Genomic DNA, 12,198 nt, shown 5'->3' on the forward strand with positions numbered 1-12,198 from the left:
CCTGAGGAGCAGGTGCCGGCGCGGATACCTCCGGCAGGCCGTGTCGGGAAGCAGCCGCGCGCCACTTCCAGTTCGGTGACCGGCCGCGCGACCCGCCCGGTCCGGGATACCGTTCCGGCATGACGTCAGCGCAGTTGCGGTTCCCGCCCTGCCCGATCCGTGGCGTGCACGTTCTGCATCGGAGGCAGAACTGCGGGCCGCAGTTCGCGGAGATGGAAGTGGATTTCGAGCCCGCGGCCGAGGGCTTTGCCTTCGAGGTGCCCGAAGGGCTTCTGGCGACGTGTGAGCCCGCAGAAGACCTTTCGCACCTCGTTGCCGCTGCCGCCGCGGCCATCCAGGAGGAGCTGAGCGCGCCCGAGCACGGCCTGGTGATCTCCGCGCGAGTGGTGCTGCGGAGTATCCGTACCGACACATTCGGCTCTCACGAACTGGCGTTCAGGGTCGCGGGCCACCTCGCCGCCCGCAAGGCTCTGGCGCGTGTATCCCCCTCGAACGCCGCGCCGCTCGGCTGCGAGTAGACCGGCCCGCGCCGTCAGCCGGACCTCGACCGGCCGCAGGCGCGCGGTGGTGGAGCAGGTGACGAGCAGTACGTTTCCGATGCGCGGTCGAGCCGTGGTCACGGACCGACGCGGTGGCGTTCGGTGCTCTCCTGGCGAAGCTCCGGGCCGGGCCCGGGCCGCTACGGCCTGAGGGAACTGCATCTCGGCGCGGTCGGCACGGCCCGGTACCGGCAGATGCACTGCCAAGCGGCTCGCACCGGACGTGACGACGGACCGTTGCGCCTGCCGACAGCTTGCCGACTCCGCGCTCCGCGGCGGATGCGTCGGAGCGCCACGATGCTTGAGAGCCATTCCCGGGCATCTACGGTCGCACGGGACGATTCGGCCCGAAATCCTGGGAAGTTGCCCCGGCGTCCCGTGGGGAACAGAGTGGAAGAGGAGCACACACGAGATCGGAGCGTGCTGTGATCATTCTGGGAGTCATTCTGCTCGTCATCGGTTTCGTCACGGGCATTTCCATCCTGTGGACGATCGGGATCATTCTGGCCGTGATCGGCCTGGTCCTGTGGATCCTGGGCGGGATGGGACACGCCGTGGCAGGGCACAGACACTACTGGTAACGCTTCCGGGGAAGAGCTGTCGTCACTCGGGAGGCACCTCACCGGTGGCTGCCCGTGAAACCGACCACCTGCACTGGGCACGTCGGCGGAATCGCCGTTCGACGTGCCCAGAAAGGCGTCGACATGAGGATGGACCATACTCGGGCGCCGGTTCTGGACGCCCTTGCCGCGTACACCGAGAGGGACGAGTTGGGGTTCTCGCCACCCGGTCACAAACAGGCGAGGGGAGCGGATCCCGCCGTGCGCGCCGTACTCGGTGACGGAGTCTTCCTCGGCGATGTCCTGGCCAGCGGCGGTCTGGACGACCGGCGGAAACGGGGGAACGTCCTGGGACGCGCCGAAGAGCTGATGGCCGACGCCGTGCACGCGGAACGCACTTTCTTCTCCACCTGCGGAAGTTCGCTCTCGGTAAAGGCCACCATGCTCAGTGTGGCGGCGCACGGGCAGAAGCTGCTCGTGGGGCGGGACGCCCACAAGTCGGTGGTGTCCGGCCTGACCTGTCCGGTATCGAACCGGTATGGATAGAACCCCAGTGGGACACCGGGCGTCACGTCGCCCATCCGCCGTCGGCCGACTCCTTCGCGCTGGCCTTCGACGAGCACCCGGATGCCCGTGGCGCCCTCGTGACGAGCCCCACCCCGTACGGGACCACCGCGGATCTGTGCGCGGTCGCCGAGGTGTGCCACCGCCGTTCACTGCCCCTGATCGTCGATGAGGCGTGGGGCGCCCATCTGCCGTTCCACGAGGCACTGCCGTCCTGGGCGATGGACGCGGGCGCGGACGTCTGTGTCACCAGCATCCACAAGATGGGCAGCGGCCTGGAGCAGGGTTCGGTCTTCCACCTTCAAGGAGAGCTGGTCGACGAGGCCACCCTGGCATCCCGGGCGGATCTGCTCGGCACTACGAGTCCCTCGGTCCTGCTCTACGCCGGAATCGACGGCTGGCGGCGCCAGATGGTCCTGCGCGGTCACGCGTTGCTGACACATGCTCTGGAGCTGGCGGTGTCCGTCCGCAAGGAGATCGAAACCATCGAGGGGCTGCACGTCAACGACCGCGAGGACTTCTGCGGGCCGGCGGCGGGATCCGATCTCGACCCGCTGCCGGTCGTCATCGACATCTCCGGACTCGGCACGTCCGGATACCTCGCCGCCGACTGGCTCCGTGAGAACCACCGGATCGACACCCATCTGATGGACCACCGCCGCATCAGCGCACAACTCACCCACGCCGACGACGCCCTCACCACCGGCCGTCTGCTGACCGCGCTGCGCGACCTCGCCGACCGGGCGGAAACGCTGCCGCCGGGTCGGCACGTCGAGCTCCCGGACCCCGGCGAGCTGGGGCTGCCCCAGGTGCGTCTGCCGCGCGACGCCTACTTCTCGGAGACCGAGGATGTACCGCTGGAGAAGGCGGCGGGCCGCACGGCCGCCGAAATGATCACGCCCTACCCGCCGGGCATCCCCGCGGTCCTGCCCGGTGAACGGCTGAACGAACCCGTCCTGCACTACCTCCGCTCGGGTATCGAGGCGGGAATGAACGTCCCCGACCCCGCCGACCCGGCACTGCGCACCGTCCGCGTTTGCGCGGAGGAGGACGGGACCTGAGACGCGCGACGCGCAACCCGCCGTTGCGGCCAGCACGTCACCACCGAAGGGATCCCGTACGACTGCCGACGACGTGAGCGCGCGGAAGGTACTGGCGATCGTCACGAAGTACGGCGTCGAACAGGACGAGCTGATGGTCCTCAGGAGCACCTGAGCGGTTGGGGCGCCGAAGTGTCGGTCGCCGCCGTGTTCATGGACGAGGTCCGGACACTGGTGGGCGACGAGGAACCGGGGCGAGCGGTCCGGCCGGGACTCGCACTCGCCGACGTGGATCCGGCCGCGTACGACCTGTTGTTGATCCCCGGTGGGACCCGGAACGCCGGCGCGCTGCGCCGGCAGGACGCCGCCACACGCATCGTCCGTTGGTTCACCTCGTCCGGACGGCCGGTCGCGGCCATCTGCCACGGGCCGTGGGCCCTGGTCGAAGCCGATGTGGTCGCGGGAAAGCGGCTGACGTCCTACCCCTCGCTCAAGACGGACATCCGCAATGCCGGCGGGGAGTGGGTCGATGAGCCGGTCGTCACGGACGGCCGCCGGGGCCGGCCGCTCATCACCTCGCGCAATCCGGGAGACCTGGAACCGTTCCTCCGCGAAGTGGACGCGGCCCTCGCGGTGGACACCCGGTGAGGGCGGGCCCCGAAACGAAGGGCCTGCCCGCACCGGCATGGCCGTACGGAGTTCCGTCTCAATGGCCGAGGGCCCGGCGCAGCTCCTGTTTGTTCATGGACGAGCGGCCCTCGATGTTCTTCCGCCTGGCCTCCTCGTACAACTGGTCCTTGGTGGGGCCCTGCGATCCGCTGTGGGAGCGCTCGCCGCCCCGTTCGTACGCGGACCTGGGGTCGCGGGTGGACGTCCTGCTGGATGTCCTGGCCTCGCCCGAGCGGGCGCGTTCCTTGTTGACGACGCGCGAGGCGAGTTCCTTCGCGCGCTTCTCCGAGGCGCCGCGTTCCTCGGCGCTCTCCTTGATGTGCTCGTACTGGCGCTGACGCTTCTTGTTCGATCCGGCCGGCATGCGCGTCTCCGGTGTCTCGGTGCGGCCGGCGGGCCGCACAAGGGCTGAGGTGCCTTCCAGTCGACGCGTGGATCCCGCGGCCCGCCACACGGGCGGAGCGGCGGCACACGGACGGGGAGTGCCGTGCCGGGGTGCGCTTGCCCGGCATCGGCTGCCTTCCCGCTTCCCGCGGGTGCCGGGGGAGGACTGCGCCGGGGAGGTGACCGTACGGGTGTTCCCGCGCGCGGGGCACGGGTTCCGTGTTACGGACCTGCTTGTCTGTCCTGGCCCCTCCTTCCGAGAGGCGAAGAGACGGAGGGCGCTGTGGCACAGCCCGATGGTGACGTGCTCGACGGGCTCGCAGCCGATCACCGGGAACCGGAGGCGCTGTTCCGGGAGATCGGACTGGAGCCGGCGGGCCGAGCGCGGCGCGGGGAACTCGCGGACCGTCCGATCGCGGAACCCGTCCGGCACACGGCGACAGAGGAGACGCACCTGTATGCGGCGGCGCGCGACCATCTGCCGCACGGCCGGGCACCGGCCGGTAAGGAGCTTGCCGGTCACGCCGGAGGCGAGCGGGTTGCCGAGGCATCCGGAAGGTCTGAGTCCGGGAGGTCCCGATTTCGACGGCACTCCCGCGAGGCCGGAGCTCGCGGTCACCTCCCACGTGCGCGAGGAGGAGTACGACCTGTTCCCCGGGCTCGCCGCGGCGCTTTCGCCCGAGAAGCTCCCGGAGTCCGGCCGGAAGGCCCGTCTCTTCCCCGACGCCCGGCCGTACGACGCGCCGCGTGGTCCACGGGCGAGAAGCCGTGACGGCGGCAGGGCGCCCCGGCGAACCGTGAGCACGGCCAGTCCCCGTCAACGCTTGTCACAGGGAGGAATCGATGGTGCGGACCGTCGGCGTGGAGGAGGAACTGCTGCTCGTCGACCCGCACAGCGGTGAACCGCGAGCACTCTCCGCGGCCGTGCTGGCCGTGGCGGATCGCCGGGCGGAAGGGGATTCGGCTTTCGAGGAAGAGCTTCAGCACCAGCAGCTGGAGTTCGCCACGAAGCCGCACAGCGACATGCGGGCCCTCGGAGAGGAGATCCGCCGCAGGCGGGCCGAAGCCGCCGAGAGCGCGGCCCGGGTCGATGCCGCCGCAGTGGCCCTCGCGACCGCTCCACTGCCCGTGAAACCCTCGCTCGGTGACGGCGAACGGCACAGTTGGCTGGCCGACAGGTTCGGCGAGACGACGCAGGAACAGCTGACGTGCGGATGCCACGTGCACGTCTCCGTGGAATCCGACGAGGAAGGCGTCGGAGTCCTGGATCGCGTACGGGCATGGCTGCCGGCCCTTCTCGCGCTGAGCGCCAACTCGCCCTTCTGGCAGGGCCGCGACACCACGTACGGCAGCTACCGCAGCAGAGTGTGGGGGCGCTGGCCGTCGGCCGGACCGGTCGAGGTCTTCGGCACCGCGAAGCGCTACCACGAGCAGGTCCGGGCCCTCATGGAGACGCGTGTCCTGCGCGACCCGGGGATGATCTACTTCGACGCCAGGCTCTCGCACAGGTACCCCACGGTCGAGGTCAGGGTCGCGGACGTCTGCCTGGACCCGGCCGATACCGTGCTCCTCGCCACGTTGACACGGGGCCTGGTCGAGACGGCGGCACGCGAGTGGCGCACGGGCGAAACACCGGGAGAAGTCGGCGTGAGCCTCCTGCGCATGGCGTCCTGGCAGGCCGGCCGATCAGGACTGGACGGAGAACTCCTCCACCCCCTCACGATGCGCCCGGAGCCCGCAGCCGACGTCGTCGGAGCCCTGCTCACCCACATCCGCGAGGCTCTGGAGGACACGGACGACCACACGTCCGCCGAGAGGGCGCTCGACAAGCTCCTGGAACGGGGGACCGGCGCGAGGACCCAGCGCGAGCTGCTCGCCCGCACTGGAGGCCTCGGCGCGATGGTGACCGAATGCGTGACCAGAACACGTGGCTGACCTCCCGTCGATGCCGGACCCGGCGCGGCGGACGAAGGAGGACCGGGGCCTTCCGGGAACAGGACCGAAGAGGGCCCGGTCGCCGGCGCGGTGCGTTCGCGGCGGTCGTTGACGGATAGGACACGGCCGTGCCCGATCGACACCTCGGACGGGCTGCTACAGCACCCGCCGGAACACGGAGGCATGGAACGGCCCCGTGCCGCCGGCTTCGCGGTCGGGTACCGCACCGCCCGGCGAACAGCTGCTTGCCGTACTGCTGGGCCGGCCAAAGTGCCGGACTCCCGGGAACTGCCGGGCCCCAGGCCGCCTCCGGACTGCCGTCCGCCCCCTGAAACGGCGCGGACGTGCGCGCCGACCCGCACATTCCGACGGGCGTGGGCCCAGGGGCCGGAGCCGCTGCGCTCCGCGCCCCGGCCCCGAGGCGATACGGAACTTCGGCCCGGAGTTGGGGCCGGCCGAGCCGTCCCGGACGCCCCGGGTATGTCCCGGGGCGGGCCGCGGCGGCATGCGCGCCCGGGGAGGGCACAGGTGTATCTATGCTCTGGTCGTACGCGTGTACAGCATTCCCTCCGACCAGATGCAACGGGTTCCGCCCCACTCGGCTGCGGACGCCACGTCGGGGAAGAAGCCCCTTCCGTTGTGGTTGGCGCTGGTGTTGCACAGGACCGGAATGCCGCTGAGTTCTTCGTAGGCGCTCAGGATGCGTGCGGTGGCGGTGTCCTGGGACGGGTCGATGGTCTGCAGCCGCGCGGTGCCGTCCAGGTGGACGACGGCGGGAATGCGGTCGGCCCAGCCGGGCCGCAGACGGTGCTCGAAGAGCATGTACGGGTCGCGGGTGCCGGGGGCGAACACCTTCGACGCGTGAGGGGTGAGGCAGACCGGCGCCACCGGGCGGTATCCGGCCCGGTTCTTGAGCCGGTTGAGCCGGTCCTTCATGGCCGGATCGGTGGCCGGGGCGAGGATGCTGCGGTTTCCCAGAGCGCGGGGCCCGAGCTCGGCCCGGCCGGACAGTACGACGACCGGCTCCCCCTCGGTGTGCAGCAGCTGCGCCACCTGCCTTTCGTCGCAGGGGCTTCTTCGCCAGCCCCGGGGAAGGCTGCCCACCGCGATCCGGGGCCCGCTGTAGACGTCCCACGTGAGGGCTGTGCGGTCGCTCGCCCGGATCATCTCGCAGGCGGCGGTGCCGATCGCCGCGCCCGAGTCGCTGGGGAACGGTGCGATCTAGATGTCGTCGAACCGGCCACTGGCCCTGAGCACGCTGTTCCACTTGATGTTCAGCGCGCATCCGCCCCCGATCACCAGGTTCGGTCGCGTGCGGGAGCCGGAGCGGCCCCCGCCGGTGGCATGTCTGCGGCCCGGCAGCCCCCGTCGCAGCGCGGCGGAGAGCCGGTGCAGCAGAAGGTCGCCGAGGTATGCCTGGAACGTGGCGATGAGGTCCGCGTCCGACAGCCCGGGAAAAAGTTCGTCGCGGTTCGCGGCGATCTTCTTCCCGAAGATCTCCGCGTTGCCGGGTGACGCGCCGGAGAAGGCCGAGATGACGTCGTCGAAGACCGGATAGGCGGACTTCTCGACCCGGCCCAGGGCGGCGTAGGCCATCGCTTTGCCGGCGACCGACAGATGGTGCCGGGTGTCTTCCTCCTCCGTCCGCGCCGCGTCGGCTGGACGGAAAGGGCCGAACTGCACGCTGAAGTCGGCGAAGCTGTTGCCGGTGAACGGCAGCAGTTCCGCGGTGAGTGCCGCTCTGCGCCTGGTCGCGTCGACGTGGTAGAGGCGTGGAACGGTCGCTCCGTCCCACACCAGGGCGAACGCGTCCTGGCCGTCGGCCGCGAACGGGCTGGTGCAGTAGGCGCCGAAGAGGTGGTTGCTGACATGGTGGTAGCTCGCGTAGCCGGGCGCCCGGGACGTGAAGTCGTGGCCGGTGAAGGTGTAGCGCCGGAGCGGGTCCCGGTCGCCGGGCCGGTCCTGGTAGGGCGCCACGGGAAGCGTCACCGGCCGACCGCGCCGGCGGGTACGGACCAGGGCGTGTTCGGCTCCGTCGTCCTCCCACCAGCCGTCCACGACGAATTGGTCGATGTCGCGGACGTCCAGGCCCTCGGCGGCCAGGATCTCCGTGACCCGCGACAGGTCGCCCAGGTAGCTGTACCGGTGCCCGTTGCCGAGTTTCTCCACCTCGGTGCTGAACAGAAGCAGGTCATCGTCGAGGACGGCGACCCCGCCGTCGTGCGTGGCCTTGACTCCGCAGATCAACAACGTCTCGTCACTTCCTTTCGCCCGCTCGGCATGCATCGCGTGCTCCGAACAACTACCGCCTTCTGTCCGGGAACGGGCTCCGGCGGCGCCGTCACGTCCGGTGTGTCCAGTCACGGATCGACCGAATGGCCCGACAAGTTATATCCCGCCTGGGTATGTGTCCGAGTGTCGCTCCGGTGCTGCTCGTGATGGCGTGCCCGTACGGGGGGCGGGCCGAGCCGTGCGATGGCCGCGACGGCTCCTAGGGCCGACGTCTCCCCGGCGCCGGTGGACGGCGGCGCCCGTCGGGCACGGCAGGCGGCTTCTCGCCGGTGCCGGGCCGAACGCCTCGCAGCGGTGCTGTCCGAAAACGTACAGCGGGATGTGCGGCCCGAGCCTCGGAGGCCCGGGCGGTGCGGAAGCGGTCCGAGTGGGACTCGGGCAGCCGAATTCATGTGCGCCCCTGCTGTGGCTGTTTCCGCGGGGTGTGGAGCGTGCAGGATCTGTTCCGGGCGCGTCGGGAACGGTGTGATCGAGTGCCGGCCCCTTGGCCCCGGCGGCTTCGCGATTGGCCTGTGCGTGCGAGGAGGCGTATGTCCGACGGACCGACGGGGGCCGGCAATGCGCTGCCGATGGTTTCCGGGGCCGCCGGTTCCAGGAGGCCGGCCTTCCGGCATCCGGATCGTTCGAAGACAGTACGGGCCCGGCTCCTCGTCGGCCGGGAGCCAGTCGTGAAGCACTTCTTTTCGTCCTGCTCGTCCGAGTCGGGGCCGACGAACGGGGCGAGGCCCGTACGGGGGCACCTGCTGGACGGAGGAGCAGGCCAGGCGCCGTCTTGCGAGACCTGGAGGAAGCCCGCCGCCTTCGGCGACCACGGCATCGGGGCGAGCGGTGGGGTGCCGGCCCGAAGACGGCCCGGATCCTGACCCGACGCCCGTCGTGACGCGCTCCGGGCACCGCATGTCCTGCCGACGCTCGCCGAACGCACCGGTGTGACCGGCTCAGCCCCGACTCCCCATCCCCCACCGCACATTCGACGGAGGAGCTTTGCGCAAGGTCTTGAGTATTCTGGCGGCCACGATCGCCGTGGTCGCCGCGCTGCTGATGCTGGTCCCATCGCCCACGGGCGCCCGGTCCCAGGCGAAGCAGGCCACGGGTACGGTGCTCGACAAAGCCGCCCCGGCCGCGGTCGCCGTGACCACCCACACGGTGACGTTCGTCAACAGCACCGGCAAGAAGATCTGGGTCGGCAGCACCGTCAACGCCGACGGTTCCAAGAACTTCGGATCGTTGCCGGTCCTGGAGCCCGGGCAGTCGGCGACGGTTGCCGTCCCGGAGGACGCGGACCCCGGCTACTGGCGCGGCAAGTTCTTCGCCCGTATGGGCTGCGGCGGCGCGTCCGGCGGCGATTTCCACTGCGAGCTGGGCGACTGCGGCCCCTTCGCCGACCACTGTGCGCCGAATACCGGTGAACAGCCGGTCAGCCTGGCCGAGTTCAACTTCGACCGCGGTGACGGCCTGGCGCCCTGGTACGACGTGAGCTACGTCAACGCCTTCTCCGTGCCGATCACGATCACGCCCACCGAGGTGTCCGGCTCCGGTGGCGGCTGCGGCGAGGTGGGCTGCCCCGAGGACCTGCTGCCGAAGTGTCCCGCCGACAACCTGACGCGGTGGGGCGACGGCACGCCGAAGTTGTGCACCAGCCCGGACCGCGACGCCAAGACCCCCTACAGCGACATGATCGCCACCAACTGCCCCAAGGCGTACGGCTGGTCGAAGCAGGACCAGGAGCCGGGCAACCAAGTCATGCAGCAGTGCGGCCGGTGCAGCGGCTTCACGGTCGAATTCCACCGCGGCGCCTGAACGGACGGGAACGCACCATGCGCAGAAGAAGTGTCCTCACCGCCGCACTGGCGGCCCCGCTCGCGCTCTCGACCACCGGCCGCGCCCTGGCCGCGGAACGGACCGCGGCTTCGGAGGCCGCCGACGTGAAGAAGAAGGGCGTAAGCGCCTGGAATTTCGACGGCGTCGCCCAGGACCTCGCCGATTCCGGGGCCGGCTGGTTCTACGCCTGGTCCTCGGGCAGGTCGGGGATCGCCGCGCCCAATGGCGTCGAGTTCGTCCCGATGATCTGGGGGCCGGGCTCGGCGACCGACGCCGAGCTGGACCAGGCCAAGCAGCAGGGCGCGACCCTGCTCGGCTTCAACGAGCCCGACCATCCGGGGCAGGCGGCCATGACCGTGCAGCAAGCACTCGATCTGTGGCCCCGGTTGCAGTCGACGGGCCTCCGGCTCGGCGCGCCCGCGGTGGCCACCGGCGCGGACACCGCCGACGGCTGGCTCGACCAGTTCCTCCGGGGCGCCGCCGGCCGCGGCCTCAAGGTCGATTTCCTGCCCGTCCACTGGTACGGCGCCGATTTCGACGCCGCCAATGCCACCAGCCAGTTGCGCGGCTACCTCCAGGCCACCTACGACCGCCACCGCAAACCGCTCTGGCTCACCGAGTACGCCCTCATCGATTTCTCGTCCGGCACGCCGCGGTACCCGACGCAGGAGCAGCAGGCGGCCTTCGTGCAGCAGTCGACGGCCATGCTCCAGGGCCTGCCGTTCGTCGAGCGGTACGCCTGGTTCACGCTCTCCACCAGCCGCGGCGACGGCACCGGACTGTACGACGGCACGACCGCCACGCAGGTGGGTGCCGCCTACCGCGCGGCGGGTTGAGCCGCAGCCCTGCCCCGCATTCCCGCTCCGGAAAGGAAGCGACCATGATCCGCTCACTCCTTCTCGCCCGGTCGGCCGTCGGCCTCACTGCCCTTGCGGCGGTGGTCGTGGTGGCGCCGCCCAGCTCCGCCGTACCGCTCGCCGACACCTGCTGGGCGACGCACTACGGCCCCATCCCGCCCGGCTCCTACACCGCCAGCGGCGAGATCTTCGACAACAACGCGGACACCGCGGCGACTTCCCTCTCCCGCGATCCGCAACTTCCCTTCAACACCCTGGTGAAGGTCACCAACAACGCGAACGGCGCGTCCCTCGTCGTCCGTGTCAACGACCGCGGCACCTTTGCCCAGACCCCGCAGGAACCCAAGTGCCTCGACCTCACCGATGGCGCCTTCCAGCGCCTCGGCGGCGTCATCGACCCGGACCAGGGCCACATCGAGGTGACGCAGGAAGTGCTTCCGTAGAGGCCGGCCTCAAGGTGCCGGGGTGGCCGGGCAGGAACGGCCACACCGGCACCGTGCCCTGGAAGTCCGCCGGCCGCCGGTTGTCCCGGGACGTGCCCCAACACGGCCCCGGGCACAATGGTTCGTCGGTCGCCAAGTGGTACGGCGGCGGTGGGCCGGCCCCCTCGTGGTGCGGTGCGGACGGGTGCGCCGTAGGGTGCCGGGCATGCTTCCCGTCATCCCGCAGCCCCGTCCCGGCGGGTTGTGGCGCCTTGCCGGGGCGTTCGGCGCGCGCTTCGTACGCAGGCCCCGGAAGCCCGCGGTCGAGCTCACCCCGACCGTGGTGCGGTCGAACACGTACGGCACCGTCGAGGTGCCCCGGGACGACATCCTCGGTGGGCGGACGGCGAACGGACCGCACCTCGGCCTCGCCCGGGCGGCGGGCGGCCACCGGGTCACGGGCCGCGGCCGGCCCGAGGACGCCGAGCACTCCCTGCGCCTGTACACCCCGGCCGGCGGACCGCTCCCGCTCGCCGCATGGTTCCGCGAGCACCCCGAGGCGCGGGCGGCCGTGCTCGCACCCCACTCGGACGGGCTCGCGCCGGTGGAAGGAGACCCGGGGCAGTGACCTTCACCGTGCACGAGGGCGTCGAGGTCCCGGTAACCGGGCCGGGGGAGACCTGGACCGTGGGCGCCGTCGTCCTCGACCGGAACGGTGCCGCCTTCGCCCAGCGGCGCAGCCCGCACCGCGCGCTCTTCCCGGACACCTGGGACATCGTCGGCGGCCATGTCGAGGCGGGTGAGGGGCTGCTGGACGCCCTCGCCCGGGAGATCGAGGAGGAGACCGGCTGGCGCCTGCGCCACGTACGGCGGTTCCTCGGCGTCACCACCTGGACCGGGGACGACGGCAGAGGGCTCCGGCACGAGGCCGACTACCTGGTCGAGGTCGACGGCGACCTCGGCCGGCCGGCCCTGGAGTGGTCCAAGCACTCCGGCTTCGACTGGTTCGGGCCCGGCGGCCTGGAGCGGCTGAAGGAGAACTGCCCGCCCGGCGGCTTCCTGATCCACGATCTGATCGCCCGCGTCGTGCGCGGCTGCCCGGACCCGGCCTGAGC

The 12,198-nt window shown here is 70.9% G+C and carries 11 protein-coding genes and 2 pseudogenes; 10 read left to right on the forward strand and 3 right to left on the reverse strand.

Annotated features, from left to right (window positions below; genetic code table 11):
- The first annotated feature begins 119 nt into the window (after positions 1 to 119).
- From ACFCV8_RS32600 to ACFCV8_RS32615, 4 genes and pseudogenes are all read left to right on the forward strand, one after another.
- Positions 120 to 518 carry a hypothetical protein gene (locus ACFCV8_RS32600; protein WP_376689108.1) on the forward strand — a complete coding sequence of 133 codons (399 nt, stop codon included), beginning with the start codon at positions 120 to 122 and terminating at the stop codon, positions 516 to 518.
- 446 nt (positions 519 to 964) lie between these two features.
- A complete protein-coding gene (locus ACFCV8_RS32605) occupies positions 965 to 1,120 on the forward strand; it encodes a DUF6131 family protein (protein ID WP_376689109.1) in 156 nt (51 codons plus the stop codon).
- A 123-nt stretch (positions 1,121 to 1,243) separates the two neighbouring features.
- Positions 1,244 to 2,724 (forward strand): annotated as a pseudogene (locus ACFCV8_RS32610) (aminotransferase class I/II-fold pyridoxal phosphate-dependent enzyme).
- A 73-nt stretch (positions 2,725 to 2,797) separates the two neighbouring features.
- A pseudogene (locus ACFCV8_RS32615) lies at positions 2,798 to 3,351 on the forward strand (DJ-1/PfpI/YhbO family deglycase/protease).
- Positions 3,352 to 3,409: 58 nt separating this feature from the next.
- Here the strand turns inward: ACFCV8_RS32615 and ACFCV8_RS32620 are convergent.
- The gene (locus tag ACFCV8_RS32620; protein WP_376689110.1) at positions 3,410 to 3,736 is read right to left on the reverse strand and encodes a plasmid stabilization protein; all 327 of its coding nucleotides are present in this window, start codon (positions 3,734 to 3,736) and stop codon (positions 3,410 to 3,412) included.
- Between the two features lie 863 nt (positions 3,737 to 4,599).
- On the opposite strand from ACFCV8_RS32620, the gene ACFCV8_RS32625 reads away from it, so the two are divergent.
- Positions 4,600 to 5,691, forward strand: a complete 1,092-nt coding sequence (locus ACFCV8_RS32625) for a glutamate--cysteine ligase (protein WP_376689111.1) — start codon at positions 4,600 to 4,602, stop codon at positions 5,689 to 5,691.
- A gap of 534 nt (positions 5,692 to 6,225) precedes the next feature.
- Here the strand turns inward: ACFCV8_RS32625 and ACFCV8_RS32630 are convergent.
- Positions 6,226 to 6,744: a carbamoyltransferase C-terminal domain-containing protein gene (locus ACFCV8_RS32630; protein WP_376689112.1), complete on the reverse strand. Its 519-nt coding sequence runs from the start codon at positions 6,742 to 6,744 to the stop codon at positions 6,226 to 6,228.
- 168 nt (positions 6,745 to 6,912) lie between these two features.
- The gene (locus tag ACFCV8_RS32635) at positions 6,913 to 7,941 is read right to left on the reverse strand and encodes a carbamoyltransferase N-terminal domain-containing protein (protein WP_376689113.1); all 1,029 of its coding nucleotides are present in this window, start codon (positions 7,939 to 7,941) and stop codon (positions 6,913 to 6,915) included.
- A 1,038-nt stretch (positions 7,942 to 8,979) separates the two neighbouring features.
- On the opposite strand from ACFCV8_RS32635, the gene ACFCV8_RS32640 reads away from it, so the two are divergent.
- From ACFCV8_RS32640 to ACFCV8_RS32660, 5 genes are all read left to right on the forward strand, one after another.
- Positions 8,980 to 9,783, forward strand: a complete 804-nt coding sequence (locus ACFCV8_RS32640) for a thaumatin family protein (RefSeq protein ID WP_376689114.1) — start codon at positions 8,980 to 8,982, stop codon at positions 9,781 to 9,783.
- 17 nt (positions 9,784 to 9,800) lie between these two features.
- Positions 9,801 to 10,640: a glycoside hydrolase family protein gene (locus ACFCV8_RS32645; protein ID WP_376689115.1), complete on the forward strand. Its 840-nt coding sequence runs from the start codon at positions 9,801 to 9,803 to the stop codon at positions 10,638 to 10,640.
- A gap of 44 nt (positions 10,641 to 10,684) precedes the next feature.
- Positions 10,685 to 11,104, forward strand: coding sequence for a septal ring lytic transglycosylase RlpA family protein (locus ACFCV8_RS32650; protein ID WP_376689116.1), 420 nt, complete (start codon positions 10,685 to 10,687; stop codon positions 11,102 to 11,104).
- A gap of 205 nt (positions 11,105 to 11,309) precedes the next feature.
- A complete protein-coding gene (locus ACFCV8_RS32655) occupies positions 11,310 to 11,711 on the forward strand; it encodes a hypothetical protein (protein WP_376689117.1) in 402 nt (133 codons plus the stop codon).
- The gene (locus ACFCV8_RS32660; RefSeq protein WP_376689118.1) at positions 11,708 to 12,196 is read left to right on the forward strand and encodes an NUDIX hydrolase; all 489 of its coding nucleotides are present in this window, start codon (positions 11,708 to 11,710) and stop codon (positions 12,194 to 12,196) included. The genes ACFCV8_RS32655 and ACFCV8_RS32660 overlap by 4 nt, the downstream gene beginning before the upstream one ends.
- Positions 12,197 to 12,198 lie beyond the last annotated feature (2 nt).

Source organism: Streptomyces sp. NPDC056347, assembly GCF_042262625.1.
Taxonomy (GTDB): domain Bacteria; phylum Actinomycetota; class Actinomycetes; order Streptomycetales; family Streptomycetaceae; genus Streptomyces.